This is a genomic window from Aeromicrobium choanae (assembly GCF_900167475.1).
GTDB classification, from domain to species: domain Bacteria; phylum Actinomycetota; class Actinomycetes; order Propionibacteriales; family Nocardioidaceae; genus Aeromicrobium; species Aeromicrobium choanae.
In genome coordinates, this window is sequence record NZ_LT796768.1 from 2,783,945 (window position 1) to 2,809,409 (window position 25,465).

The following is a 25,465-nucleotide window of genomic DNA, read 5'->3' on the forward strand; positions in this document are numbered from 1 at the left end:
CCGACGCTAGTGGGCGCTCCGGTACGGGCCAAGCAGGATCGCCGTCAACTCGACGGGGGTCGGCCCGAGAGCCCGTTCAACGTCATCGCCGCCAGGGTCTCCGCGACCCCTTCGGCGTCCAGGTCGATGCCTCGGAAGTGTGCGTCCATGGCGACGCCCCAGCACATGCCCACGCACATGGGGGCCGTCAGCCTCGGGTCCGCCTTCTGCGACCACAGCTCGTCGGCGCTTCGGACCTGGTCCACGAGGGAGTCGATGAACGGCGCGATGCGACGCAGGTAGAACTCCTGGCCGCTGTCTCGATCGCGGAACAGCACCACGTTGAACAGGTCGAGGTACTCCACGAACACCAGGAGCAGTGAGCGGTAGAAGATCTTGACCGCCTCGGACGATCCGTTGATGCTGCCGGCGATCGTCTGGGCGAGCACGTCCTGCAGGAGGTGGTCGATCGGCTCGACGATCGCCTCCTCGAACAGCTGCTCCTTCGAGTCGAAGTAGCGGTACAGGAGGGCAACGTTGACGCCGGCGAGCCGGGCGATGTCGCTGATGCGCGCGCCCTCCGGTCCGACGCGCGCGAACTCCTCGCGCGCCACAGCGAGCAGCTGCTTGCGTCGTTCCTCCGCGTGGAGCCTCACCACGTTGCCACCTCCGTCCCGGTGAGCCTAGGTCGAATCCTTTCGGGCTTCTCGGGGAACACCCGGTTACAGTCCCCGAGCCACGGACAGGAGGGCCCGGGAGGGGGGTTCACCGAGCGCGCGTTCCGTGCTAGGTGTGATGTAGGTCACATTATCTCGGGAACCGTCCCCCCTCGTTAGGAGTCCGAGATGCGCCCAGTACTTCGAGTCGTCACCACGGCCGCGACCGTGACATGCGTCGCCCTCGCGTTCGCGCCATCTGCTTCCGCCCACGGCAAGCACCGGCCCGCGCCCCGCCCCATCAGCGTCGTCGCCGGCGGCCTCGAAGGGCCGTTCCAGATCTCCCGGGACGGCCACCATCGCCTGCTCGTCATGGAGTCCGGAGCCGGCCGTGTCATCTCGGTCGACCCGAGGAAGCGGGGGAGCGTGCGCACCCTGGTGAGCGGCCTCGGGCCCAACGCCGCCAGTGGAGCGGTCAGGGTGGGGAAGCACATCGCCATCGTGACGGGCGAGGCCGATCCCTCGGCTCCGGCCGGGCCCTACCCCGGATCGTCGGTGCTGGTGGCCTCGAAGGGCAAGGTCAGCGTCTTCGCCGACCTGATGGCGCACGAGCTCAAGTACAACCCCGACGGCCAGACCCAGTTCGCGCCCGACGGGACCACGCCGCTCGACGCCCTGTCCAACCCCTTCAGCCTCCTCGCCGAGCGAGGACGCCACGCAGGAGTGCTCGTCGCCGACGGTGGCGCGAACGCGGTCCTGCGCGTGAACTCGAAGGGCCGGGTGTCGACGTTCTTCGTCCCGCCGACCGTCAACACCGGCGCCTGCGCGGGCCGGCCGAACAACGACGCCGCCCACACGGGCTGCGACTCCGTCCCGACCGGACTGGCCTACGGCCCGCGCAACACGATCTACGTGTCGGCGCTGACCGGTGAGGCGCCCGGCGAGGGTCGCGTCTACGTCCTCGACGCCCGGACCGCGAAGGTGCGCAAGGTGATCAAGGGCTTCACCGCACCCACCGGCATCGCGGTGGGCAGGGACGGCACGATGTACGTCACCGAGGTCCTGGAGGGCATGCCCGAGGGCGAGCCCGGACCCGAGTTCGACCCGGCCACCGTCGGCCAGATCGTCAAGGTCTCGCCGTGGGGGAAGAGGACGTACGCCCAGGTGACCATGCCCACCGGCGTGGTGCTCGCGGGCAGGTCGCTGTACGCCACCGCGTGGTCGATCGCCGGCTTCCTCGGGATCGAGGGCGCCGGCCAGGTGGTGAAGGTCTCGGACCGCGCGTTCCGCAGGGCGTCCTGACCGGACGTCACGCGGGTCGTGCGCGGCGGGCGCCGGTACTCGGACCGGCGCCTCTCGCCGTGCCCCCACGGCTCCTAGACTCGGGAGGTCAGTCGGAGCCCGCAGGCATCCGACCCTCGACCCGCTAGGCAGGAACATGCACGAGCACGGTGAGCGTCCCTGGTCCGTCCACTACGGACCGGGCGTGCCGACCCAGATCGACATCCCCGACGAGCCGATCACGGCCGGTCTTGAACGAGCCGCGCAGCGGTGGCCCGACCGGGTCGCGACCGACTTCCTCGGTGCGACGGCGACCTATGCCGAGACCGAGCGGGCGATCCGCCGCGCGATGGTCGTCCTGCGCGACCTCGGCGTGAGGCCGGGCGGGACCGTCGCGCTGGTGCTGCCGAACAGCCCCAGCCACCTGGTGGCGTACCACGCGGTGCTGCGGCTCGGCGCGGTCGTCGTGGACCTCAACCCGACCTACACCGAGGCCGAGCTGGCCCACCTGCTGGTCGACTGCGGGGCGCAGCACGCGCTCGTCTGGCACAAGGTGGTGGCGACCGTGCTGGCCGCGAGCGGGGACTCGACGTTGCAGGTCGTGAGCGTGGACATCAGCCGAGACCTGCCGCGCTCGGCCCAGCTGCTGCTGAAGCTGCCGGTGAAGGCGGCGCGGGCGAAGCGCAGCGCGCTGCGCGGCACCGTCCCTGCGGGCGTTCCCGACTGGCACACGCTGCTGGAGCGGGCTCACGGCGAGGTCCCGGCGGCGCCGGTGGGGGCGGACGACCTCGCCCTGCTGCAGTACACCGGCGGGACGACCGGCACGCCGAAGGCGGCGATGCTGACGCACCGGAACCTCGTGGCGAACGTCGTCCACGGTCAGGCGTGGGCGTCCTTCCGCCAGGGCGAGGAGACGGTCTACGGCGTGCTGCCGTTCTTCCATGCGTTCGGCCTGACCTTCTGCCTCAACCTGCCCGGCCACATCGGCGCCACGCTGGTGATGTTCCCGAACTTCGAGCCCGAGACGGTGCTGAAGGCGTTCGGGCGCCGGCCCGCCACGTTCATGGCCGGCGTCGCCCCGATGTTCGAGCGCATCGCGGTGGCGGCCGACTCCGCGCCGAAGGCGTCCCTCGACGGACTGCGGCAGGCTCGGCTCGGGTTCGCCGGCGCGATGCCGATCCCGCCGGCCACGGTCGAGCGCTGGGAGCGGCTCACCGGAGGACTGCTCATCGAGGGCTACGGCATGACCGAGTGCGCGCCGATCGCGCTGGGGAACCCGTGCGTCCCCACCCGCCGCCCCGGCACCCTCGGCGTGCCCTTCCCGAACACCGACATGAGGATCGTCGACATCGACGACCACACGCGCGAGGTGGAGTCCGACGGGAACGGCGTGCGACGTGGCGAGCTGCTCGTGCGCGGACCCCAGGTGTTCGCGGGCTACCTGAACCGGCCCGAGGAGACCGCGCACCAGTTGCTCGACGGCGGGTGGCTGCGCACCGGTGACGTCGTCGAGGTGGACCCCACCGGCTGGGTCACGCTCGTCGACCGGGTCAAGGAGATGATCATCGTCGGCGGCTTCAAGGTGTACCCGTCCACGGTCGAGGACCACCTGCGCCTGATGCCCGGCATCGTCGACGTCGCGGTCGTCGGCATGGCCACGGCGGGCGGTGACGACCAGGTCCTGGCGGCCTTCGTGCTCGAGCCGGGGGCCGACGCGCCCTCGGTCGAGGCGGTTCGCGCGCACGGCGAGCAGCGCCTCGCCCGCTACGCGCTCCCGCGCCGGGTCGAGGTCGTCGAGGAGCTGCCGCGCTCGCAGATCGGCAAGGTGATGCGGCGCCAGGTGCAGCAGCTGTTCACGCCGGGGGAGTAGCCCGGCTCGGCCGCTCCGCTCGGCCGCCTCCGCTCGGCCGCCTCCGCTCCATCTCTCCACTTTTGGAAACGGATTCACCGCTGCGCGGCGATCCGAGGTGAATCCGTTTCCAAAAGTGGAACGGGGGCGGGTGGGAGCGCCTGCGTCTGGGCGCACGTCGGTGACCACCGCCTGTGTGCTGCGCACCAGGTGAGACGAGGAACCACGGGCGCCGTGCCGACCTAGGCTCGGAGCATGACCTCCTCGCATCCCCGCCTCGTCGACGTCCAGTGGCTCAAGGACCGGCTCGACGACCCGTCGATCCGCATCGTCGACGCCACCGTTCACCTGACCTTCGACGACGACGGCGCGCACACCGAGTCCGGTCGCGAGACCTACCGCGAGGGCCACGTGCCCGGGGCGGTCTTCGCCGACCAGCTCACCGACCTCACCGTCCACGACGGCGAGGCGCCGTTCGAGGCCGCTCCGTCCGAGCAGTTCGCCCGCGTTGTCGGCGAGCTCGGCATCGGCAACGAGCACACCGTCGTCGTCTACGACACGGTCAACGGCATCTGGGCCACGCGCCTGTGGTGGCAGTTCGCGTTCGAGGGGCACGAGGACGTCGTGGTGCTCGACGGCGGGCTCAAGGCCTGGCAGGACGCCGGGCTGCCGGTCGAGTTTGGCGACGCCTCGACCGCGCCCGCCTCGTTCAGGGCCGAGCGGCACCCCGAGCGCAGCGTGGCCACGGCCGACGTCGAGGCCGCGACGCAGGACTCCTCCGTGCTGCTCATCAACTCGCTCGACCGGGAGTCCTTCTCGGGCGTCCGGATCCCGGGAAGCGTGAACGTCCCGTTCTCGGAGTTGGTGGACGACCAGGGCCGGCAGCGCAGCCTCGACGAGCTGCGCCCGCTGTTCGAGTCGGTCGGCGCGCTCGATCCCGAGGTGGCACCGGTGACGTACTGCGGCGGCGGCATCGCCGCGACCGCGGTGGCCTTCGCGCTGAAGGGCCTGGGTCGCGACGACGTCGCTGTCTACGACGGCTCGCTCAACGCGTGGACGGCCGATCCCGACCGGCCGCTCGCGCAGGGCTGACGCGTCAAGGCCGGCGCTCGCAGGTACACCTCGGGGGTGAGCCCTTCGTGAAGCCCGCCCGGCGGGTCCTCGACGAGGAGCTCGAACTGGCAGGCGCCGCAGAGCCGCGCGTCGTCGTCACGACCCACCCGCCTTCGCTGCGAGCGTCGGGTGAGTGCTCGGATCGCGGCGCCGGCTGGGCGACGGGGTGCAGTTCGAATCTCAGTCCGAGCGCTTGCGTGACCTTGATGACGGTCGACCATCGAGGATTGCCGTTCTCGGACAAGGCGCGGCAGAGCCCGTCGCGGCTCATGCCGACCGTGCGTGCCAGCTCACTCATGTTCCGCGACCGAGCGATCACTCCGAGCGCGCGAGGAACCGCCGTCGGGTCCTCACGTGAGGCGTGGAGCGCGATCTGCAGATGGTCCGTGACGTCGGCGAGATCGTTGAGATGGTCTGCCGGATCGAATCTCTGGAACACCTCACGGGTGATCGCCATCATGTGCCTCCCTCTGTGCCTGCCATTGACCAGCGAGCCGCTGCGTCACACGTTCACGGGGCGCCGGAGAGGCCGTGCGAGTCCACGGCGGGCGCCGGGCGCCGCTCGCGTGACGCCTGCACGGCGGACACCACGACGAGGACCGCCGCGATCGCGAGGCAGGCGATCAGCACGAGGAGTGAGACGTTCCCGTTGATGTACGGGTCGCGCCACCGGGCGAGGTCGACCGGCTGGCTGGGCTCGTCCAGGATCCGCCCGACGGCCGTCCGGAAGAACCAGGCGTAGATGCCGCTGAAGCCGATCACGACGGCTGCGCGGATCAGGCGCGAGGTCGGCAGGTAGCAGCTGACGAGCGCGACGACCCACGCATAGACGAGCGCGAGGGCCGTGATCGGGACGGTCTGGCTCCACCACGTGTCGAGCTGGTCGGTGGCGAGCATGACCACGAAGAGGAAGGCCAGGAGGGCGACCGTGTCGAGCGCCAGGGCGATGACCACCTCGTGCCGTGACCACGGTGCCGGCAGGGGCGCATGGCGGAGCGCGAGCGGGCCGAGGAGCACCACGACGGCGAGCAGGACTGCTCCGGCGGCGATCGGCAGCCACTCGCCGCGTCCGTTCATCGCCCAGGCCACCGTGAACGTGGCGAGCAGGCTGACCAGGAACGCACCGACCACGGTGGGGACCCGCCGCTCCGCGACCAGCAGCGGCAGGGTGGTGAGGCTGAAGGCCACGCCCACGGACGCCAGGACGATCCAGAACCAGCTCAGGGTCTGCTCGACGGCGAGGTTCGCGATGAGGCAGGCGACGAGGGCGATGGCGTAGCCGATGGCGGTCGTCCACAGGATCCCCGCGCGCCAGCGGCGGTAGAAGCGAGCCTCGCGGTCGACCCGCGCCGCCACCACGTCGTCGCTGGCCCGGATCAGCTCGCCCTCCGTCACGCCGAGGTGCTCGGCGAGGGGAGCGACCATCGAGATGTCGGGGTAGGAGACCCCGCGCTCCCACTTGGAGACCGCAGACTCGGTGACGAACAGGCGCTCGGCCAGCCCTGCCTGCGTGAGGCCCGCGGCCTTGCGCTTCGCGGTCACGAACTGACCGAAGGCCTTCTTCGACGATGTCATGCGACGAGTCAACCAGCGCGGGAGCCGGTCGATGGAATTCCCGGGCCGAATCGGGACTCGACCGTCAAGCCTGTGCCTCTGACCTGCGGCGATGCCCCGGCGGAGGTCAGGCGAAGGTGTCGAGCGCCCGCCGCAGGGAGAGCACGACGCTGTCCACGAGCAGCTGCTCGTGGGTCTCGCCGATCCGGTTCTCGAGCAGCGCGGTGAGCTCGACGTCGGCCGCTTCGAGCCGGGGATCGACGTCGGCGCCGTGCCCGTAGGCGTCGAGTGCGTCGGCGACCCGATGCATGGCACGCGCGATCGGCTCGCGGACCTCGTCGCTCAGCACGGTCTGGGTCGCGGGATCGCCGGGCACGCCGTGGGGCCGCAGGAGCAGGTCCGCGACGTCGGAGACCAAGAGCGAGACGCGGTCGAGGCTGTCGGCCTCCTCCGTGAGGACCGCGAGGGCGTCGCGGTGGCGTCGCGCCCGAGCATTCGCGGTGAGCGACTCGTGGACGCGCGACACGGCGTCGCGCATCTCGGTCCGGGCGCGTCGGAGCTCGGAGTGCTCGCGGTGCCACTGGTCGAGGGTCGGCAGCTCGTGCTCGACCATGAGGTCGGCGATCTCGCGCAGCTGCTCCGCCAGCACCTCGCGCGTGTGGCCCACGGCGGACCGTGCGGGGGCCAGCGGCAGCGGTGGGGAGACCATGTTGACGACGATCCCGACGAGCGCGCCGAACAGCGTGAGCCCCCCGTAGGCGCCGATGAACTGGGCCTCGCCATGGCCGATGATCAGCGTGAAGACCGCCGCGGTCGGCGCCCAGCCGCCCATGGCGCCCAGGACGCGCCATCCCGCCGCGCTGACCGACAGCGCGACGACGAGCGCCAGGGTGACGGCCGCGACGTAGTCGCCCGTCGCCGTGTCGACGAGCCACGCGATGGCGCCGCCGACGACGATGGCGCCGACCGCCTGGAGCGACTCGCGCACCGAGCCCGCGAGGGTCGACGTCGTGGCGATGATGGCGCCGAACGGCGCGTAGTACGGATAGTCCTGCGAGCCGGGGACGAACCGCACGAGGGTCCAGGCGATCGCCGCGGCGACGGCCGCGCGCAGGGCGAGAGCGATTCGGGGGTGATTCACCCACCGGTCGAGGAGCCACCCGCGCGCTGTTTCCATCCCCTCACCGTGACACGTCCGGGCCAGGCGGGCACGTCCGCGCCCGGACTGCCCTGACGGGTCAGCGCGGCACCACCAGCACGACCTTGCCCACCGCGGCCCGGGTCTCCAGCGCGCGGTGGGCCTCCGCCGCCTCGGCGAGAGGGAGCGCCGTCCCGACGTGGGGCACGCGGGTCCCGTCCGCCGCGGCGGCCAGCGCCGCCCACTCGAACTCCTCGATCCGGTCGAGGATCGGCGGGCCCAGCACGTCGATCACCCGCCGCTGCGGATCGGCGTAGTCGTTCTGCTCACCCGACGACCAGCCGAAGCGCACGAGACGACCACCCGGCGCGAGACTGCGGTACAGCGCGCGCCCGACGGGGCCGGCGACCCCGTCGAGGACGACGGTGGGCGTGCCGACGTCGTGGAGCCGGAGCTGCCAGTCGGGGGAGTGGCGGTCGAGGGCGAGGGTGGCGCCAAACCGCGAGACCAGCGCGGTCTTGTCCGGACCTCCGGCCACCCCCACGGTGCGTGCGCCGACGTTCGTGGCGCCCTGCAGCAGCAGCGGGCCGAGCCCGCCGGCCGCGGAGGTCACCACGACGACGTCATCGGGCTGCAGCTCGGCGAGCTCCAGGATGGCGGTGGCGGTGCGGCCCGTCCCGATCGCGGCCACGGCGGTGGCGGCGTCCATCCCCTCGGGGATCGGATGGGCGCGCCCGGCGTCGACGACCGCCTGCTCCGCGTAGCCACCGCCGCCGAAGCCGAGGTGCGCGACGACGCGACGGCCGAGCCACCCGGGGTCGACGCCCGGGCCGATCGCGTCCACCACGCCCGCCACCTCGCGGCCCGGGACGATCGGCAGGTCGGGGGCCGGCCCGGCACCGAAGGCCTCCCCGGCGCGGATGGAGGTGTCGAGCAGGTGCACCCCGGCGGCCTCCACGGCGATGCGGAGCTGCCCGGCTGCCGGCTCCGGATCGGGGATGGACTCGAGGCGCAGGACGTCGGCGGGACCGAACTCGTGGTGTCGTATCGCGTGCATGGGTCCATCGGACAACCTCAACCGGCGTTGAGGTCAAGGGCAGACGGCAACGGGCCGGCGCCGTCGGGTGACGACGTCGGCCCGCTGCTCGTTGGCTACTTCGCCTGCAGGTCCTGGAGCGCGTCCTCCACGCGGTCGAGGCTGTAGTGCGCGTCGGTGTAGCCGGCGACCGTGTTCTTGCCCATGACGTAGGCCTGGTCGGCCTTCACGGCCGGCAGCTGCTGGTAGAGCTTCGTGCCCTGCAGCGCCTCCATGAACGGGTTGACCTCCTCGCGCAGGTTCGAGTCGAGGAAGAGGATGTCGGCGTCCCCGACGGTCGACCCGATCTTCTCGAACGAGACCGTGGCCTCGGGCTCCTTCTCCTTCGAGACGACGGCGTCCTCCCGCGCGGACCACGTGAAGCCCAGCGGCTCCAGCAGCGTGCCGCTCATGTTCTTCTCGCCCCAGGCGTAGAAGTTGTTCTCCTCGTAGGCGCCGATGACGCCCACCGTCCTGCCCTCGATGACGTCGGCGTAGGTCGTCGCGATCTCCTCCTGGCGCTTCGCGAAGTCGGAGGCGAGCTCGTCGACCCTCTCGGTGGCGTTGAGCGCATCCGCGATCTCCTCGGTGCGTTGCGCCCAGTTGGCACGGTCGCCTCCCCGCAGGGTGAACACGTAGACCGGCGCGATGGCCTCGAGCTGCTTGAGGACCTCCTCCTCGAGCACGTTCGGGGCCAGGATCAGGTCGGGATCGACGCCCGTGATCTTCTCCAGCTGGGGTTCGGTGGCGTCGTTGGTGACGACGGGGACGTCGGCGACGGTCTCGACGAGGTCCTCCGGGATGATCCCCTCCTCGAACGAGCCCTGGCCGACCGGGGTGATCCCCAGGTCGAGCACGGGCTGGGTCGCGGCGTAGTGCAGCGTCGCGACACGCTTCGGCTCCTTCGGGACCTTCACCTCGGTGCCGAGGGCGTCGGTCACGGTGCGGGTCTCGGCCTCGTCGCCGGACGCCGCGGAGTCCGAGCCACAGGCGCTCAGGGTGAGGGCGAGCGCCGCGGCGGCGGCGGTCAGGACGACGCGGCCGCGCCGGGCTCGCGAGGTGGGAACGGTCTTCATGCGGTGACCTTTCGGATCGGGTCGTCCACGGGCGCGGAGTGGCCGTGGTGACGGGTGATGACGTGAGGACCGCCGTTGAGCGGGTCCTCGATGATCGCGGCGTCGATGTCGAAGACGTCCGCGAGCAGCTCGGTGGTCAGGACGGTGCGAGGCGACCCCTGCGCGACGATGCGGCCCGAGGACATCACCACGAGGTGGTCGGCGTACCGGGCGGCGTGGTTGATGTCGTGCAGGACGGCGACGATCGTGCGGCCGTCGCACCGGTTCAGCGTGGCGAAGAGATCGAGCAGGCCGATCTGGTGGGCGATGTCGAGGAACGTCGTGGGCTCGTCGAGCAGCAGGATCCGGCTGTCCTGCGCGAGGGTCATCGCGACCCAGGCCCGCTGGCGCTGTCCGCCGGAGAGCTCGTCGATGGGCCGGTCCGCCAGGTCGACGAGGTCGGTCTGCTCGAGCGCTCGGCGGACGGTCCGCTCGTCCGCCTCGCTCCAGCGGGTGAGGATCGACTGGTGCGGGTAGCGACCACGGCGCACGAGGTCGAACACGGTGATGCCGGCGGGCGCCACGGCCGACTGCGGCAGCAGGCCGAGCCGGGTGGCGACGTCCCTGCCGCGCATCCGGTGGATGTCCTTGCCGTCCAGCAGCACCGCACCGGCGCGGGGCTTGAGGAGTCGCGCGAGCGAGCGCAGCAGGGTGGACTTGCCGCACGCGTTCGGACCGATGATGACGGTGAACGCCCCTTCGGGCACGGCGAGGTCGAGGTGCTCGCCCACGACGCGACCGTCGTAGCCCATCGTGAGGTCCTGGGCGCGCAGGGCGGCGGGACGGTCGAGATCGGTGTGGTTCACAGGGTTCCCTTCCGGCTCTCGCGGACGAGCAGCGAGACGAGGTAGAGGCCGCCGAGGGCGATCGTGACGACGCCCACGGGCAGCGAGCGGTCGGGGATGGCGTGCTGGGCGACGAGGTCGGCGCTCGCGAGCAGGAACGCGCCCGCGCAGGCCGCCGGGGCCATCGAGGCACCGCTCGTGCCGGCGACCCGGCGGCCGACGTGCGGCGCGGCGAGGGCGACGAAGGCGATCGGGCCGGCCGCGGCGGTGGCGATCGCCACGAGCAGGACGCCGGTGAGCACCGCGATCAGCCGGGTGCGGCCCGGCGGCACGCCGAGTGCGGCCGAGCTGTCCTCGCCGAGGTCGAGCAGCCCGAGCGGCCGGCTCAGCAGGACGCCGGTCAGGAGCATCACGACGAGACCCGCGACCAGGGCGGGGCCCGTGTACGCCCAGCTCGCCCCGTTGAGGGAGCCCGAGCCCCACACCGCGGCGACCCGGGCCAGCTCGAGGTCGGCGGTGAGCACGATCCAGGTCTGCGCGGAGTTGAGCATCGCGCTCAGGGCGATGCCGACGATCACGAGTCGGAAGCCCGCCACGCCGCCGCCGCGCGCGAGCAGCAGGACCGCGACGGCGACGAGCAGGCCGCCGACCACCGCGCCGCACGTCACCAGCAGGTAGCTCGAGCCGACGAGGGCGATCATCATGACGCCCCCGGCCGAGGCACCGGCCGTGAAGCCGATGATGTCGGGACTGCCCAGCGGATTGCGCGTGACGGACTGGAAGATCGCGCCGGCCACGCCGAGCATGGCGCCGAACACCGCGGCGGCCAGCGCCCGCGGGAGCCGCCACTGCACGACGAAGAGCTCGACGTCGCGGGCCGCGTCCCCGAAGAGCGCTCGGGCGACCTCGGGCGGGGAGAAGGTGACCTCGCCGAGCATCAGGGCCGCGCCCGTCACGGCGAGGGTGGCGACCAGCAGGCCCAGGCATCCGAGCACCGCACGCACCGGGACGAGCCCGGAGATCGCGAGGCCCTGAGGCACGCGGACGACGACGAAGCCCTGCTCGGCGGGCGAACGGGTGATCACTGGGTGTGCACCTGCCGCCCGGAGATGAGCCAGATCAGGACGGGCGCACCCACGAACGCCGTGACGACGCCGACGGGCATCTCGCGCAGCGGCACGGCCACCCTGGCGAGCGTGTCGGCCAGCAGCAGGATCGTGGGCGCCGCCAGCATCGAGAGCGGGACGATGCGGGCGTGGTCGTTGCCGACCAGCAGGCGGCACACGTGCGGCACCATCAGGCCGAGGAACCAGATCGGTCCCGCCACCGCCGTGGCGGAGCCGACCAGCAGGGTCACCGAGAGCACCGTGAGCAGCCTGGTGCGGCGCGGATCCACGCCGAGCGAGGCCGCGACGTCGTCACCGAGGGCGACCGCGTTGAGCGCCTTGAGCAGCACGAGCCCCAGGACGAGTCCGGCCACGATGTACGGCACGACGCCGGCCAGGTCGTCGAGCGAGCGGCCGGCGACGGAGCCCGCGGCCCACGACCGGAAGCGCTCGAACGTGTCGGGATCGCTGAGCCGGATCGCGGTGGCGACGCCGGCCAGGACGGCCGCCAGCGCGACGCCCGCGAGGGTCATGCGTAGGGGAGTGGCGGGTCCGCGACCCGTCGCCGCGAGCAGGAGCACGGCGAGGGTGGCCACGCCGGCACCGGCGAGGGCGGGCCACACCAGGGTGCCGACCGCTCCGGTGGCCCCGAGCGCGACGGCCACGGTCACCCCGAGCGCCGCGCCGTCGTTGACGCCCAGGATCCCGGGGTCTGCCAGCGGGTTGCGGGTGTACGCCTGGATGAGCGCACCAGCGGTGCCCAGGGCCGCGCCCACGAAGATCGCGACGAGGGTGCGGGGCAGCCGGTAGGACTGCATGAGCGCCTCCGCCTCCGCGTCGCCGTGCCCGAGCAGGCCGGCCAGCGCGCGATCGGGCGCGAGGGTCTCGGTGCCGACGAGGAGGCTCGCCGCGACGGCGGCCAGCAGCGCCACCGACAGGCCGAGGACCGCCAGCGGCATCCGCGTGCGGCGGGTCCCGTCCGGGCGCGCCTGGACCGTCGTCGTCATCCGGGCTCCGCTCAGGCCTGCGCGACGAGGACGCGGGACAGCTGGCCGAAGCCCCAGCCCAGCACCTCGCGCTCGACCTCGCTCGCGCCGGCGCGACGCAGGAGGGCGGTCAGCTCGTCACGGGTCCGCATCGGCAGGCCGCTGAGCGCCAGGCTGGTCAGCGCGTGCTCGGCGACGTGGTCGTCCTCGTCGGCGCCGTCGGCGACCCGCTCGGACAGGACGACGGTGGTGCCGGAGGACAGGGCGGAGCGCAGGACGCGCAGGGCGTCGTCGTCGGTGCGGCCCTCGAGGGCGCCCACCACCACGGCGCAGTCGTGGGCCGGCCAGTCCGCGACGTCCTCGCCCGGGAGGTGGACGGTGCGGCCGGCGGCGACGGAGGAGGCGACCAGCGCCGCGGCGTCGCCGAAGACCGCCAGGGTGCCGGCTGCCTTCACCGGGGCCAGCTCGGCGAGGGCCTGCAGCACGTACTGCAGCTCGTCGGCCGCCCGCGAGTCGTAGCCGGCCTGCAGCGCCGGATCGGCGGCACGGCGGCCTCGCCACGTGGCAGTTCCTGAGCGCGCCGAGGGCAGGCCCGTGCGGAGCACGTCGAGCAGGTCGACCAGGGCGAGCGCATCGCGGTTCGCCGGGTCGGCGAGATCGAGCTCGTCGATGGAGTGCTCCTCCATGAGGACGGCCCCCCGTGCGGTGTTGCGGTAGGCCTTCCCGTCGTGCTCGAGCAGCTCGAGGGCGGTCATCGCGTCCAGCAGGGGAGCGAGCCGCTCGGCGGCGACCCCGGTGGAGTCGGCGAGCGCGGCGACGGTGTCGGCCCCGCGGGCCACGGCCGGGTTGATCCCCAGGGTCACCGCGACACGCGTGACGATCGGTGGAGCCAGCTCGGTCATCTCGTGGACGTGCTCGAGCACGGCTCGGGCGGTGTCCTCCGAGGCCGGCGTCGGCGGGACGAGCCGCTCGGCGTCGTCGCGCTCGGGAGGCTGGACGACCGTCTCCTCGGGCGAGGCGGTCCGCCGCCAGTACCCGACGACCTCGACGTCCTCCTTCGGCAGCCCGAGCTCGTTGCGCAGGTAGCGCCGCAGGGGAGCGATCGTCATCGCCTCTCCCGCGATCCAGGCGAAGCCGCGCCCGGACGGGGGAGTGAACCGGCGCACGGCGGCGTCGAGCTGACGGCTGTGCCCGGCGGGGACCTCGCCGCGGACCAGCCACTCGAGGGTCACGCCGGCGGGACGGGGGAGGTCGAGGCGGTCGGCCTCGCTCGGCACCTCCACGATGGCGTGGCCGCGGACGTCCTCGGGGGCCTCCTCGAGCCAGCGTGCGACCGCGGGAAGCGCGGTCTCGTCGCCGGCGACCAGGTGCCAGTCGACGTCGTGGTTGACCCCGGCGCAGGACTTGGGGCCGGCGAACGCGATGGCGTCGCCCGGGGTGGCGCGGAAGGCCCACTCGGCGGCCAGGCCGTGGTCGTGGCGGACGACCTCGACGTCGAAGGTGCCGACGGCGGGGTCCCAGGCGCGGACCGTGTAGTCGCGGGTGAACTCGAGCACCTCGGGATTCCACGCGAACCGCCGCTCCTCCTGGGTGCCGGCCCGGGGGAGGTCGCCGTCGGCGGGCGGGACGACCATCTTCACGTGGTCGTCGAACCCGGTCGAGGAGAACGCGGGCCGCGCGAAACCCTCGCCCATGATGCCCTCGGCGAGGTCGGGACCGGCCAGCGTGAGGCGACGCAGGTTCGGGCTGACGTCGACCACCCGGGTCACCTCGGCTTGGCGCAGGACGATCGGATGGATGGTCAGCGGGCGGGACGTACGAGGCATCCGGAGACTCCCGAGCGGGTCGAAGGCAACAACATACGAAGGGTAGCCTCACCTTCTGCGGCAGCGCGCTGGGGTGTCTCGCCTCGCGGATCGGCCTAGGGTCGTGGGCATGACGCCGATCCTGCTGACGTCCGACGATCCCCGCGGCATCCTGCTCTTCGCGCCCGGCGCGGGCGGCGACCCGTCCCGCTACGAGCGGCTCCTGCGCGCCGCCGCCGACGCGGGCTTCATCGTGGCCGCCCCGGCCCACCACCTCACGGAGATCTTCTCCGACGACGTGGTGCGCGAGCGCGTGTCCGCCCTGGGTGCGCCGCTCGCCGAGATCGGGCGGGAGGACCTGCCGGTGGTGGCGGCCGGGCACTCCCTGGGCGGGTGTGCGGCGCTGTGCCTCGCGGGAGCCAGGCCGCGGAACCGCCGGGGCGAGGCGTTCGAGGTGCCCTCGGAGCCGCGCGTCTCGCGCGTCATCGTGCTGGCGCCCGCGGCCGGCTGGTTCGCCGGACCCGACACCCTCGACGAGGTCGCCGCGCCGGTCACCGCGTTCGTCGGGTCGGAGGACACCGTGACGCCCCCGGAGTCGGCCGAGGTGCTGCATCCGGCACCCGCCGGGCTCGACCTGCGTCGCTACGAGGGCGTGGGCCACTTCGACTTCATGTCGCCGCTGCCGTCGAACAAGGTGCCCACGCCGGGCCTCGACCACGATGCGTTCCAGGATCGCTTCACCGCGGAGTTCGTCGCGGCACTGGGGTAGCCGCCGACAGCCACCGCCGGACCGTCAGGTCCGGTGACGGAGGGATGGCGCTAGCCTGTGAGCGCCAAGACACGGGGTGCCCCGCCGGGGCTGAGATCACACCCGTCGAACCTGATCTAGTTCGCACTAGCGAAGGGATGTCGCGATGTCGCGCACGCCTGAAGACCTGCTCACCTCCACCACTGAGGCCCTGGCCCGGGTGCGCGCGGACGCGCCCCTCGTGCAGTGCCTCACCAACAGCGTCGTGGTGAACTTCACCGCCAACGCCCTGCTCTCCGTGGGCGCCGCGCCCGCGATGGTCGACGTGCCCGAGGAGGCCGGACCGTTCGCGACAGTCGCCGGCGGGGTGCTGATCAACCTCGGCACGCCGGCCGGCGAGCAGCGCGAGGCCATGCTCGAGGCGGCCTCGGCGGCTGCGGGGGCCGGCACGCCGTGGGTGCTCGACCCCGTGGCGGTCGGATCCCTCCCGGTCCGGACCCCGTTCGCCCACCGCCTGCGTGACCTGAGCCCCACGGTGATCCGGGGCAACGCCTCGGAGATCATCGCGGTCGCCGGCGCGGGTGCCGGCGGACGCGGCGTGGACTCCACCGACGACGTGGACGGCGCCGTGGAGGTGGCCCGCGCGCTCGCCTCCACCACCGGAGGCGTCGTCGCCGTGTCGGGACCGGTCGACGCCGTGACCGACGGGGAGCGGGTCGTGCGGATCGCCAACGGCGACGTGCTTCTGACGCGGGTCACCGGTGGCGGCTGTGCGCTCGGAGCGGTGATGGCAGCGTTCGCGGCAGTGACCGAGGACCCGTTCACCGCCACGGTCGCCGCCGTCACCGTGTACACCGTGGCCGCGGAGCTGGCGGCCGAGCGAAGCACCGGTCCCGGCAGCTTCGCCACCGCCTTCATCGACGCACTGGACTCCGTCGGCGAGGCCGACCTCGCGGCGCGGGCGCGGCTGTCATGACCGACCTGTCGGTGTACCTGGTGACCGACTCCGGGCTGGCCGCCTCGCGGGGACGCGACCTCGCCGAGACCGTTGCCGAGGCGGTGGCCGGGGGAGTGACGACCGTGCAGGTGCGCGAGAAGGACGTGCCGGCCGCGCGGTTCCTCGCGACGGTCCTGGCCGTGTCGGACGTGCTGCCCGACGACGTCGCGCTGATCGTCAACGACCGTGTCGACGTGTTCCTGGCCGCCCGCGCCGCCGGCGCCCGGGTGACGGGCGTGCACGTCGGGCAGTCCGACCTGCCGCCGTCGCTCGTGCGGCAGCTGGTCGGCGACGACGCGGTGATCGGGGTGAGTGCGGCGACCCTCGCCGAGCTGTCCGCGGCGGCCGCCGATCCCGGTCGCGTCGACTACGTCGGGGTGGGGGTGGTCCGGCAGACCGCCACCAAGACCGATGCGCCGCCGCCCCTGGGGGTGGAGGGCTTCGCCGAGCTCGCCCGGTCGACGGAGCTTCCGGCCGTCGCGATCGGCGGGATCACCGTCGCCGACCTGGGCCCACTGCGGGCCGCGGGTGCGGCGGGAGCCGCCGTCGTCTCCGGCATCTGCGCGGCGGAGGATCCCCGCCGCGCCGCCACGGAGTTCGCCGCCGCCTGGGGAGGCGCGGCATGAGCGGCGGGAACCGCGTGCCGCGCGTGCTCGCCATCGCGGGCACCGATCCGACGGGCGGTGCGGGGATCCAGGCCGACCTGAAGAGCATCGCCGCCGCGGGCGGCTACGGCATGGCGGTGGTCACGGCGCTGGTGGCCCAGAACACGCGCGGTGTCCGCTCGGTCCACGTGCCGCCGACCGACTTCCTCGCCGCGCAGCTGGACGCGGTCAGCGACGACGTGACTCTGGACGCGGTCAAGATCGGGATGCTCGCCGGTCGCGAGGTGATCGAGACGGTCGCGGCGTGGTTGCACCGGACGCGTCCCCCAGTCGTCGTGATCGACCCGGTCATGATCGCCACGAGCGGCGACCGGCTGCTCGACGCCGACGCCGAGCAGGCGCTGCGCGACCTCCTGCCGCTGGCCGACCTGATCACCCCGAACGTGGCCGAGCTCGCGGTCCTCGCCGGGCGTGCCGCGGCGACGCGGTGGCCGGACGTGCTGGAGCAGGCACGGGAGGTCTCGGCGGCCCATGACGTCATCGTCCTGGCGAAGGGCGGACACGTCGAGGGCGACGCCGTGCCGGACGCGCTCGTCGACGTGGGCGGGGCCCGGCTCGACGGCCGGGAGGTCGTGGAGTTCCCCGGCGCGAGGATCGCGACGACCAACACGCACGGGACGGGCTGCTCGCTGTCCTCGGCCGTCGCCACGCACCGAGCCCGCCTCGGGTCGTGGGAGCCGGCGACCGCCGAGGCGAAGCGCTGGCTGACCGAGAGCATCCGCCACGGAGCGTCCCTCGAGGTGGGACGGGGCAACGGCCCGATCAGCCACTTCGCCGGGATGTGGGCGCGCGGTGGCACCGCCACCCGTCCGGCGCCCGAGCAGGTGGAGCGCGAGTGGTGGGAGGGCGTGGCGGACATCCGGACCGCGATCGACGACCTCGAGTTCGTGCGCGGACTGTCGGACGGGACCCTGCCCGAGGAGGCGTTCGGCTGGTATCTCGCCCAGGACGCGCTGTACCTGCGGGACTACGCCCGGGTGCTCGCCGAGGCGAGCCGGCTCGCGCCGACTCTCGACGAGCAGGCCTTCTGGGCCGCGGGGGCCCACGGCGCCCTCGTGACCGAGCTGAGCCTGCACACCGACTGGTTGGGCGGCATCACGCCGCCGGAGCCGGGCCCGACCACCACGGCCTACCTCGACCACCTGCTGGCGACGGCGGCGCGGGGCGACTACCGGGTGCTCGTCGCGGCCGTGCTGCCCTGCTACTGGATCTACGCGGACCTGGGGGAGCGCCTCCGTCGCGTCGCGACCGACGAGCATCCCTACCGCGAGTGGCTGCTGACGTACGGCGACCCCGCGTTCGCGGCGGCCACCGAGCAGGCGACGAGGATCGCCACGCGCCTCGCGAGCGACGCCGACGAGGCGACGCGGCGGGCGATGTGGCGCGCCTACCGGGCCTCCGCCGAGCACGAGCTGGCGTTCTTCGCGGCGCCGTCCGTGCCTGCGTCGTGAAGTGCCGAGAGCTCCTCGCGGGATCGCCCTCGCCCTCCTGAAGCAGGTTCGGCGACGACCCCGAGGCAGCGCGCTCCCGCGCCCTCGCGCAGGAGACGGTGTGGCCGCCGCGGCCGGCTCACGGCGTGTCCTTTCGTCCGCGGACCCATCCGATGGGCCCGCGGCTCCGAATGGCTCACATGGATGCACCGGAGACATGCCGGGTTGCGGTCATCGGGTCCGGGATCTCCGGCCTGAGCGCGGCCTGGTTCGCCACCCAGACAGGCGCACACGTCGTGCTGTACGAGTCCGACGAGCGCCTGGGCGGTCACGCGGACACGCACCTCGTCGACGACGGGACGCAGGAGCTGGCGATCGACACGGGCTTCATCGTCCACAACCGCCGCACGTATCCGGTGCTCTGCCGTCTGTTCGACGAGCTCGGGGTGCAGACGCAGCCGTCGGAGATGTCCCTGTCGGTGCACGACGTGGCGAGCGGGCTCGAGTGGGCGGGCGCCAAGGGACGGCGCGGGCTGTTCCCCGAGCCGCGCCGGCTGCTCGACGTCGGGCACTGGCGGATGCTGGCCGAGATCCCGCGCTTCCACCGAGCAGCCCGCCGACTGCTCGCAATGCCGTCGGAGGCCGGTGACCCCACCCTCGACGAGTTCCTGGACCAGCACCGGTTCAGCGGCCGTCTGCGCCGGAGCTTCGTCCGTGCGCTCGTGGCGGCGGTGTGGTCCTGCGATCCCGAGATCGCCGGCCAGTACCCGGCCCGGCACCTGTTCGCGTTCCTGGCGAACCACGGGATGCTCTCGGTGTTCGGCAGTCCTCAGTGGCGCACCGTCGTGGGCGGCTCGCACGAGTACGTGCGCCGGATCGCCAAGGAGCTCCCGGACATCCGGCTCTCGACGGCGGTCTCGGGTGTCGAGGAGGACGCCGGTGGCGTGATCGTGCGCGATGCGGACGGGGGCGAGGAGCGATTCGATCGCGTCGTCATCGCGACGCATCCCCGTCAGGCGCTCACGATGCTGTCGGCGCCGACGCCGGCTCAGCGGGAGGTGCTCGCGGCGATGCCCTACTCGCCCAACCCGGCGCTGCTGCACACCGACGACCGGCTGCTGCCGCGCGCGGACGGCGCTCGGGCGGCGTGGAACCTGAGGCTGCCGAGCTCCCCCGAGGGGCGAGTGACGGTCACCTACGACATGACCGTCCTGCAGCGGCTGCCCACCGACACGCGATACCTCGTGACCCTCGGAGGCGAGGACCTCGTCGATCCCGGCACGGTCATCGCGCGGATGGACTACGAGCACCCGCTCTACACGGCCGAGACCGTCGCCGCCCAGCGGCGACTGCCCGAGATCGAGACGGACCGCATCGTGTTCGCCGGCGCCTACCACGGCTGGGGATTCCACGAGGACGGCGCGCGCTCCGGCGCCGACGCGGTGAGGCGTCTGGGCCTGGCCGTTCCGGCGGCCGCCCCACCGGCCGATCGCGCGCCCGAGGTCTTCCGTACCCGGGTCGGCCATCGCCGGACCCAGCCCTTCACCCGCACGTTCGAGCAGCGATCCTCGATGTGGGTCGTCGACATCGACGAGCAGGGAGCGCGGCAGGAACAGCAGTCGTTCTGGCGCCGGGTGACCGGGGGCACGATCGAGGCGCGCGACCACCTCGGCGACCCGACGGCCACGTTGCGACAGAACCTGGCGGCGTTCCTGGCCCGGCACGGCATCGAGCTGGGCGACGCGAGCGTGCGGCTGATGGCTCACCCGCGGGCCTTCGGATTCTGCTTCAACCCGATCAGCGTGTGGTGGTGCACGCGCCGCGACGGCACCCCCCTCGCCACGGTCGTCGAGGTGCACAACACGTATGGCGACCGGCATGCGTACCTGTTCGACCGTGGGACGGAGACCGAGCGCCGCGTGGACAAGGCGATGTACGTCTCGCCGTTCCACGGCGTGGCCGGCTCCTACCGGGTGTCCGCGCCTCCGCCGACCGACGTCCTCGACGTCAGCGTCGAGCTCGACCACCCGGACGGCGCGACGTTCCAGGCGTCGCTCCACGGCCGGCGGACGGGCGGGCTCCGATGGCGAGCCGCCACCGCCGGGATGGTCGACCGGTTCGCGATCACCGCACACGGCCTCGTTCTCTGGATGCGGCGCCTGCCCATCCAACCTCGCCCCATGCACCACCAGGAAGGTGTCCGATGACGACTCTCACCACTCTCGCGGCCTCTCACTGGCCGACACTGGTCCTCCCGCCACGCACGCGCACGACCGATCTGCGGGTGGCCGTGGCCCGCCGCCTCTTCACCTCGGCCGTGGACCGGCTGGACGTGACCGTGGAGCTCGACGGCCGCATCCTCGGCGCCGGCGGGCCCCGGATGACGATCCACCGCTCCGACGAGTTCTTCCGGCGATTGGGGAGCCAGCCCTCGACGGGGTTCGGCGAGTCCTACATGACCGGGGCGTGGGACGCGGATGACCTCGGTGGATTCCTCACCGTGCTCGCTGCGGGGATCCGCACCCTCGTGCCGCGGCCGCTGCAGGTGATGCGCAGTGCCGTCATGCCGCGGCCGCCGCGCGACGAGCGGGGGGACAAGGCGGACACCCAGCGCGTCGTCGGGCACCACTACGACCTGTCGAACGAGCTGTTCGAGACGTTCCTGGACCCGACGATGACCTATTCGAGCGCGCTGTTCGACGAGACCGACACGGGCACCCCGGTGGTCGGTGGCGACCTCGAGCAGGCCCAGGAGCGCAAGCTCGACCGGCTGCTCGACCTCGCACACGTCGGCGACGGCACGCACCTGCTGGAGATCGGATCGGGCTGGGGGTCGCTGGCCCTGCGGGCCGCGCGCCGCGGCGCCCGGGTCCGGACCATCACCCTGTCGGTGGCCCAGCAGCAGCTGGCCCGCGAGCGCATCGCCGAGGCTGGTCTGCAGGACCGGATCGACGTCGACCTGTGCGACTACCGCGACGTGGAGGGACGCTACGACGCGGTCGTGTCGATCGAGATGATCGAGGCCGTCGGCTGGCGCCACTGGAGCACCTACCTCGCGACGATCGACCGGGTGCTCGAGCCCGGGGGCCGCGCGGCGATCCAGGCCATCACGATGCCGCACGACCGGATGAAGGCGACCCGCAACACCCAGACCTGGGTCACGAGGTACATCTTCCCCGGTGGGTTCCTGCCGTCGACCCGGGCGCTCGAGGAGGCGACCGCGGGGACGTCGCTGCGCCTCACGTCGACCGAGGCCATCGGAGCCCACTACGCCGAGACGCTGCGGCAGTGGGACGAGACGTTCCTGGCCAAGGCCGACGACGTGAGGGCGCTCGGCTTCGACGACACCTTCCGCCGGATGTGGCACTTCTACCTGCAGTACTCCCGAGCGGGCTTCGACTCGGGCTACCTCGACGACCACCACCTCGTCTGGACGAAGGAGAGCGGCCGATGAGCCAAAGGCAGCACATCGACGGGCTGGCGGGGCAGACCGCGGCCGTGCTCGAACCGGTCGTGGGCGAGATTCCCGTGCGCCTGGAGTTCTGGGACGGGTCGGTCGTCGGACCGGTGCGAGGTCCGATCGTGCGGATCACCTCGCCGGCGGCGCTGCGTCGCCTGCTGTGGAGTCCGGGCGAGCTCGGAGCCGCCCAGGCCTACGTGTCCGGCGAGGCCGAGATCGAGGGAGACCTCGACGCTGCGCTGACGACCCTGCTGGCTGCGGGCCGGAGCGTGGGACCGGTCCCCGCCACACGGACGGCGAGGACGATGGCGCGAGCCCTGCCGCTGCTCGTCCGGGCCGGGGCGATCGGCCGACGACCGACGCCGCCGGCGTCGCAGGCGGTCGTCAAGGGCCGCCTGCACTCGCGCGACCGTGACCGGGCCGCGATCGCCCACCACTACGACCTGTCGAACGAGTTCTACGAGCAGATCCTCGACCCGACCATGGCGTACTCCTGCGGGTACTACACCTCCGAGGACGCCACCTTGCAGGAAGCGCAGGAGGCGAAGCTCTCGCTGATCTGCCGCAAGCTCGGGCTCGGTGAGGGCAGCCGTCTGCTCGACGTCGGCTGTGGCTGGGGATCGCTCACGATCCATGCCGCGAAGCACTTCGGGGCGCAGGTCGTGGCGGTCACGATCGCCGCCGAGCAGCGCGACTTCGTCGCCGAACGGGTCCGCCGCGAGGGTCTCGAGCACCTCGTGGAGGTGCGGCTGTGCGACTACCGCGACGCCACGGGGGAGTACGACGCCGCCGCGTCGGTCGAGATGGGCGAGCACGTGGGCGCCGAGAACTACCCGGTGTTCGCCGGAGTCCTGCGCGACCGGGTGCGCCCCGGCGGCCGCGTGCTGATCCAGCAGATGTCGCGCACGGGACGGTGGCCGGGTGGTGGACCGTTCATCGAGAGCTTCATCGCTCCCGACATGCACATGCGGCCGGTGGGCCAGACGGTCGACCTGCTCGAGCAGTCCGGGCTGGAGGTGCGCGACGTCCACGCCCTGCGTGAGCACTACGTGCGCACCGTCGCGGGCTGGATCGAGAACTTCGAGCGCAACGTCGACCGCCTGACCGAGCTGGTCGGCGATGAGGTCGTTCGCGTCTGGCGGCTCTACCTCGCCGGAGGTGCCGCCGCCTTCCGGGACGGCCGCATGGGAGTCGACCAGATCCTGGCGGTGCGGCCGGGAGCGCCGCACGGTCTCGACGACGGCCCCCGAGCATGGTGACCGTCGTCGTCGCGTTCGCGGCGGTCGTCCTGGTCATGGCGGCCGGAGCCGTGGCGTCGCGGGTCAGGGACACGTTCGCGATCGTGGACGTCGCCTGGCCTGTGGCCTTCGGCGTGGGCATGGCGGCAGCGGCATCGGTGGGCCTCGTGGGCGATCTCGGGGAGGCCTGGCGCACGGTGCTGGCGCTCGTGCTGGTGCTGGTCTGGGCCGGGCGGCTCGCCTCCCACCTCGGCCGGCGAACCTTCGCGGCGGAGGAGGACGACCCTCGGTACCTCGAGTACATGGGCGGCTCGGCGCGGGAGGTGGCGTTCGTCGCGCTGCTGACGAAGGTCTACGGACTGCAGGCGGTCCTCGTGCTCGCGGTGGGCTATCCGGTCTTCGCGTCGGCCTCGCTGTCCGTGCGGTGGCCGGTCGTCGCGATCGTCGGTGCGGTGGTGGCGGTGGCGGGGGTGGCCTTCGAGGCCGTCGCCGACCGTCAGCTCGCGGCGTACCGTGCGACGCCCAAGGAGCGGCGCGCGGCCGTCCTGTCCACCGGCGTCTGGTCGTGGAGTCGGCACCCGAACTACTTCGGCGAAGCGATGACCTGGTGGGGGCTGTGGCTCGTGGCCGGTGCCGCGAGCGGGTGGGCGCCCCTGCTGTGGACGCTGCCCGCGCCGATCGTGCTGACGGCGATCGTCACCGTCGTCTCGGGCGTCCGGATCGCCGAACGGCGCATGCGCGGCCGATCCGGCTGGGACGCGTACGCGGCCCGGACGTCCGTCTTCGTGCCGCTGCCGCCGCGCCAGTCCTGATCCGTGAGGGTCAGCGCTTGATCTTGCGCCCCTTGCTGGTCTTGGCGACCGTCAGGTACGACGACTTGAACACGGTGATGCGGACCCTGATCACCTTGCCGCGGTCGGCCTTCTTGACCTTGTAGGTCGACTTCACGGCGCCGCGGATCGGCTTGCCGTTCCGCGTCCAGCGGTAGCGGACCTTGACGGGCTTCGGCCCCCACTTGGCGGTGTGCGCCTTGAGCCGCTTGCCGGCCTTCGCGGTGCCGATCACCTTGACGCCACCAACCTTGAGGGCACGCTTGGCGACCGTGGCGCCCGAGGTGCTGACGTAGTGGTTCCACCAGCCCGGGCGGGTGACGGTCGTGCGCACCCGGACCTTCTGGTTCACGTCGGCGGAGCGCAGCGTGTAACGGCTGCCCGTCGCGCCCGTGATGGCCGTCGAGCCGCGCAGCCACTGATGGGTCACCTTCGCGGCGGGGTCCGCGGTCAGGCCGGTCGGCGCGGCCAGGACTCGTCCGACGGTCGGCGCGCCGGCGGGCGCCGGGGTCGCGCGCAGCGCCTGGACCGGACGGCTCCCCGCGACCTGCACCTGCGCGCGCTGGAAGCTGTCGCTGCCGTCGACGTAGTTGCCCTGGGCGTCGGTCCGGTAGATCTTCAGGCGGGCGTCGATCCGCGCGCCGGCGTGGGCCGCGGCCACGGTGAAGCGCGAGGTGGCGCCGTTGTACGTGGTGGAGGCCGGCTGGGGGACGCCGTCGACGAACCAGGAGATCTCGCTGTACGTGCTGGCCGGCTTGCCGAAGCTCGCGGTCAGCGTGGCGCCGGGCGTGGCCGTGCCGGCGATCGTGAGGGGCGACGTCGGCTGCACGTGCTGCGTGCCGCCGACCTTCGTCGTGGGCGTGATGAGCGTGGCGGGCTTGTAGCCCGGGCGGCTGGAGGTCACCCTCGCGTGGATCCACGCTCCGTCCTGGGCCGGCGTCGGGGTGAAGCTCGCGGAGGTGGCTCCCGCGATCGTCACGGCGGGAGCACCGTCACGCCGGGAGATCCACTGGTAGCTGAAGGTGGCGTCCGTGGGGCGCCAGCCCTCCTGCCCGACGATCGTCAGCGGCTCGCCGACGCGGTACGAGCCGACGATGAACGGGTCCACCGGCGCCATGCCCAGGCCCTGCCTGGGCAACGTGACCGAGAAGGTCTTGGACGGCGTCGCGGTCGAGGAGGTCCAGGTCTGCGCGGTCTCGAACGAGGTGGCGTTGGGCCAGCACGTGTCGCGGTGGCGCACCTCCGGCTGCCAGAACTTCGTCGAGGACACCTCGCCGTAGTAGGTGTCGGCGAAGCAGACGCGGTACTGCCCGCCGACGGGCACCTGCCACGAGAAGCGACCCTGCGCGTCGGTGAGCTTCGGTCCGAACTGGAGCGTCGTCCACTCGCCGCCCTCGCGAATGTAGATCTCCCACCCGACGTTCGGCAGCGGCTTGCCGCTGGGATCGAGGGCGACGCCGGTGATCCGGCCGTCCGCCGCCTGCGCCGACGTGGCTGTCAGCGGGACGAGCAGGAGGGCGAGGAGGGCGAGCAGCGCGGGACGCAGGAGACGCATGGTGCTGACCCTAGTGCCCCTGGAACGTCCTGACTGCCCCCGTTATCGGGGGGTGCCGGCGCTGGGATCAGTCGGCGACGAAGGATGATGCCTTCGGCCC

Annotated in this window: 22 protein-coding genes and 1 riboswitch; of the genes, 11 read left to right on the forward strand and 11 right to left on the reverse strand. The window is 72.6% G+C overall.

Going from position 1 to position 25,465, the window contains the following annotated elements; all coding sequences use genetic code 11:
- Positions 1–44: 44 nt before the first annotated feature.
- Positions 45–638, reverse strand: a complete 594-nt coding sequence (locus B5D60_RS13465) for a TetR/AcrR family transcriptional regulator (protein WP_078700637.1) — start codon at positions 636–638, stop codon at positions 45–47.
- Positions 639–824: 186 nt separating this feature from the next.
- Between B5D60_RS13465 and B5D60_RS13470 the strand changes: the two genes are divergently transcribed.
- From B5D60_RS13470 to B5D60_RS13480, 3 genes are all read left to right on the forward strand, one after another.
- Positions 825–1,937 (forward strand): ScyD/ScyE family protein, encoded by a 1,113-nt coding sequence (locus tag B5D60_RS13470; protein ID WP_153303023.1) that lies wholly within the window; start codon positions 825–827, stop codon positions 1,935–1,937.
- A 136-nt stretch (positions 1,938–2,073) separates the two neighbouring features.
- Positions 2,074–3,786, forward strand: coding sequence for an AMP-binding protein (locus B5D60_RS13475; protein ID WP_078700639.1), 1,713 nt, complete (start codon positions 2,074–2,076; stop codon positions 3,784–3,786).
- 234 nt (positions 3,787–4,020) lie between these two features.
- Complete coding sequence (locus B5D60_RS13480; RefSeq protein WP_078700640.1) at positions 4,021–4,857, forward strand: sulfurtransferase; 837 nt, start codon at positions 4,021–4,023, stop codon at positions 4,855–4,857.
- 4 nt (positions 4,858–4,861) lie between these two features.
- Here B5D60_RS13480 and B5D60_RS13485 read toward each other — a convergent pair whose 3' ends face one another.
- The 9 genes from B5D60_RS13485 to B5D60_RS13520 form a co-directional block, all read right to left on the reverse strand.
- Entirely contained in the window at positions 4,862–5,338 is a 477-nt protein-coding gene (locus B5D60_RS13485; RefSeq protein ID WP_231948758.1) for an addiction module antidote protein, read from the reverse strand.
- Between the two features lie 50 nt (positions 5,339–5,388).
- Positions 5,389–6,453 carry a helix-turn-helix domain-containing protein gene (locus B5D60_RS13490; RefSeq protein ID WP_078700641.1) on the reverse strand — a complete coding sequence of 355 codons (1,065 nt, stop codon included), beginning with the start codon at positions 6,451–6,453 and terminating at the stop codon, positions 5,389–5,391.
- Positions 6,454–6,559: 106 nt separating this feature from the next.
- The gene (locus B5D60_RS13495; RefSeq protein ID WP_153303024.1) at positions 6,560–7,609 is read right to left on the reverse strand and encodes an FUSC family protein; all 1,050 of its coding nucleotides are present in this window, start codon (positions 7,607–7,609) and stop codon (positions 6,560–6,562) included.
- A 61-nt stretch (positions 7,610–7,670) separates the two neighbouring features.
- Entirely contained in the window at positions 7,671–8,627 is a 957-nt protein-coding gene (locus B5D60_RS13500; protein WP_078700643.1) for an alcohol dehydrogenase catalytic domain-containing protein, read from the reverse strand.
- A 95-nt stretch (positions 8,628–8,722) separates the two neighbouring features.
- A complete protein-coding gene (locus B5D60_RS13505; protein WP_078700644.1) occupies positions 8,723–9,721 on the reverse strand; it encodes an ABC transporter substrate-binding protein in 999 nt (332 codons plus the stop codon).
- Positions 9,718–10,566, reverse strand: a complete 849-nt coding sequence (locus B5D60_RS17235) for an ABC transporter ATP-binding protein (RefSeq protein WP_231948760.1) — start codon at positions 10,564–10,566, stop codon at positions 9,718–9,720. The genes B5D60_RS13505 and B5D60_RS17235 overlap by 4 nt, the downstream gene beginning before the upstream one ends.
- Positions 10,563–11,630, reverse strand: coding sequence for a FecCD family ABC transporter permease (locus tag B5D60_RS17240; protein WP_231948767.1), 1,068 nt, complete (start codon positions 11,628–11,630; stop codon positions 10,563–10,565). Before B5D60_RS17240 ends, B5D60_RS17235 begins: the two co-directional genes overlap by 4 nt.
- Positions 11,627–12,658, reverse strand: coding sequence for a FecCD family ABC transporter permease (locus B5D60_RS13515; protein WP_078700645.1), 1,032 nt, complete (start codon positions 12,656–12,658; stop codon positions 11,627–11,629). The genes B5D60_RS17240 and B5D60_RS13515 overlap by 4 nt, the downstream gene beginning before the upstream one ends.
- A gap of 11 nt (positions 12,659–12,669) precedes the next feature.
- Positions 12,670–14,463, reverse strand: coding sequence for a siderophore-interacting protein (locus B5D60_RS13520; RefSeq protein ID WP_078700646.1), 1,794 nt, complete (start codon positions 14,461–14,463; stop codon positions 12,670–12,672).
- A gap of 109 nt (positions 14,464–14,572) precedes the next feature.
- On the opposite strand from B5D60_RS13520, the gene B5D60_RS13525 reads away from it, so the two are divergent.
- From B5D60_RS13525 to B5D60_RS13560, 8 genes are all read left to right on the forward strand, one after another.
- Positions 14,573–15,211 carry an alpha/beta hydrolase family protein gene (locus tag B5D60_RS13525; protein WP_078700647.1) on the forward strand — a complete coding sequence of 213 codons (639 nt, stop codon included), beginning with the start codon at positions 14,573–14,575 and terminating at the stop codon, positions 15,209–15,211.
- Positions 15,212–15,273: 62 nt separating this feature from the next.
- Positions 15,274–15,366, forward strand: a riboswitch (TPP riboswitch).
- On the forward strand, positions 15,357–16,166 hold the full coding sequence (gene thiM, locus B5D60_RS13530) for a hydroxyethylthiazole kinase (RefSeq protein WP_078700648.1): 810 nt from the start codon (positions 15,357–15,359) through the stop codon (positions 16,164–16,166). It overlaps the preceding riboswitch by 10 nt.
- Positions 16,163–16,813, forward strand: coding sequence for a thiamine phosphate synthase (thiE, locus tag B5D60_RS13535; protein ID WP_078700649.1), 651 nt, complete (start codon positions 16,163–16,165; stop codon positions 16,811–16,813). The genes thiM and thiE overlap by 4 nt, the downstream gene beginning before the upstream one ends.
- Positions 16,810–18,303 (forward strand): bifunctional hydroxymethylpyrimidine kinase/phosphomethylpyrimidine kinase, encoded by a 1,494-nt coding sequence (locus B5D60_RS13540; protein ID WP_078700650.1) that lies wholly within the window; start codon positions 16,810–16,812, stop codon positions 18,301–18,303. Before thiE ends, B5D60_RS13540 begins: the two co-directional genes overlap by 4 nt.
- Positions 18,304–18,482: 179 nt before the next feature.
- A complete protein-coding gene (locus B5D60_RS13545; RefSeq protein WP_231948769.1) occupies positions 18,483–20,489 on the forward strand; it encodes an FAD-dependent oxidoreductase in 2,007 nt (668 codons plus the stop codon).
- Positions 20,486–21,736, forward strand: a complete 1,251-nt coding sequence (locus tag B5D60_RS13550; protein ID WP_078700652.1) for an SAM-dependent methyltransferase — start codon at positions 20,486–20,488, stop codon at positions 21,734–21,736. The genes B5D60_RS13545 and B5D60_RS13550 overlap by 4 nt, the downstream gene beginning before the upstream one ends.
- Positions 21,733–23,001, forward strand: coding sequence for an SAM-dependent methyltransferase (locus B5D60_RS13555; RefSeq protein ID WP_078700653.1), 1,269 nt, complete (start codon positions 21,733–21,735; stop codon positions 22,999–23,001). Before B5D60_RS13550 ends, B5D60_RS13555 begins: the two co-directional genes overlap by 4 nt.
- Positions 22,995–23,792: a DUF1295 domain-containing protein gene (locus B5D60_RS13560; protein ID WP_078700654.1), complete on the forward strand. Its 798-nt coding sequence runs from the start codon at positions 22,995–22,997 to the stop codon at positions 23,790–23,792. Before B5D60_RS13555 ends, B5D60_RS13560 begins: the two co-directional genes overlap by 7 nt.
- Positions 23,793–23,802: 10 nt before the next feature.
- On the opposite strand, the gene B5D60_RS13565 is transcribed toward B5D60_RS13560, so the two are convergent.
- Positions 23,803–25,365 carry a hypothetical protein gene (locus tag B5D60_RS13565; RefSeq protein ID WP_078700655.1) on the reverse strand — a complete coding sequence of 521 codons (1,563 nt, stop codon included), beginning with the start codon at positions 25,363–25,365 and terminating at the stop codon, positions 23,803–23,805.
- Positions 25,366–25,465: the final 100 nt, after the last annotated feature.

What these genes read in the sequence shown, in the direction of transcription:
- B5D60_RS13470 (WP_153303023.1), top strand. Translation starts at nt 825, where the DNA reads ATGCGCCCAGTACTTCGAGTCGTCACCACGGCCGCGACCGTGACATGC.
- B5D60_RS13545 (WP_231948769.1), top strand. Translation starts at nt 18,483, where the DNA reads ATGGATGCACCGGAGACATGCCGGGTTGCGGTCATCGGGTCCGGGATC.
- B5D60_RS13560 (WP_078700654.1), top strand. Translation starts at nt 22,995, where the DNA reads ATGGTGACCGTCGTCGTCGCGTTCGCGGCGGTCGTCCTGGTCATGGCG.
- B5D60_RS13525 (WP_078700647.1), top strand. Translation starts at nt 14,573, where the DNA reads ATGACGCCGATCCTGCTGACGTCCGACGATCCCCGCGGCATCCTGCTC.
- B5D60_RS13565 (WP_078700655.1), bottom strand. Translation starts at nt 25,365, where the DNA reads ATGCGTCTCCTGCGTCCCGCGCTGCTCGCCCTCCTCGCCCTCCTGCTC.
- B5D60_RS13520 (WP_078700646.1), bottom strand. Translation starts at nt 14,463, where the DNA reads ATGCCTCGTACGTCCCGCCCGCTGACCATCCATCCGATCGTCCTGCGC.
- thiM (WP_078700648.1), top strand. Translation starts at nt 15,357, where the DNA reads ATGTCGCGCACGCCTGAAGACCTGCTCACCTCCACCACTGAGGCCCTG.
- B5D60_RS13505 (WP_078700644.1), bottom strand. Translation starts at nt 9,721, where the DNA reads ATGAAGACCGTTCCCACCTCGCGAGCCCGGCGCGGCCGCGTCGTCCTG.
- B5D60_RS13480 (WP_078700640.1), top strand. Translation starts at nt 4,021, where the DNA reads ATGACCTCCTCGCATCCCCGCCTCGTCGACGTCCAGTGGCTCAAGGAC.
- B5D60_RS13540 (WP_078700650.1), top strand. Translation starts at nt 16,810, where the DNA reads ATGAGCGGCGGGAACCGCGTGCCGCGCGTGCTCGCCATCGCGGGCACC.
- B5D60_RS13555 (WP_078700653.1), top strand. Translation starts at nt 21,733, where the DNA reads ATGAGCCAAAGGCAGCACATCGACGGGCTGGCGGGGCAGACCGCGGCC.
- B5D60_RS13490 (WP_078700641.1), bottom strand. Translation starts at nt 6,453, where the DNA reads ATGACATCGTCGAAGAAGGCCTTCGGTCAGTTCGTGACCGCGAAGCGC.
- B5D60_RS13550 (WP_078700652.1), top strand. Translation starts at nt 20,486, where the DNA reads ATGACGACTCTCACCACTCTCGCGGCCTCTCACTGGCCGACACTGGTC.
- B5D60_RS13495 (WP_153303024.1), bottom strand. Translation starts at nt 7,609, where the DNA reads ATGGAAACAGCGCGCGGGTGGCTCCTCGACCGGTGGGTGAATCACCCC.
- thiE (WP_078700649.1), top strand. Translation starts at nt 16,163, where the DNA reads ATGACCGACCTGTCGGTGTACCTGGTGACCGACTCCGGGCTGGCCGCC.
- B5D60_RS13515 (WP_078700645.1), bottom strand. Translation starts at nt 12,658, where the DNA reads ATGACGACGACGGTCCAGGCGCGCCCGGACGGGACCCGCCGCACGCGG.
- B5D60_RS13475 (WP_078700639.1), top strand. Translation starts at nt 2,074, where the DNA reads ATGCACGAGCACGGTGAGCGTCCCTGGTCCGTCCACTACGGACCGGGC.
- B5D60_RS13500 (WP_078700643.1), bottom strand. Translation starts at nt 8,627, where the DNA reads ATGCACGCGATACGACACCACGAGTTCGGTCCCGCCGACGTCCTGCGC.
- B5D60_RS13485 (WP_231948758.1), bottom strand. Translation starts at nt 5,338, where the DNA reads ATGATGGCGATCACCCGTGAGGTGTTCCAGAGATTCGATCCGGCAGAC.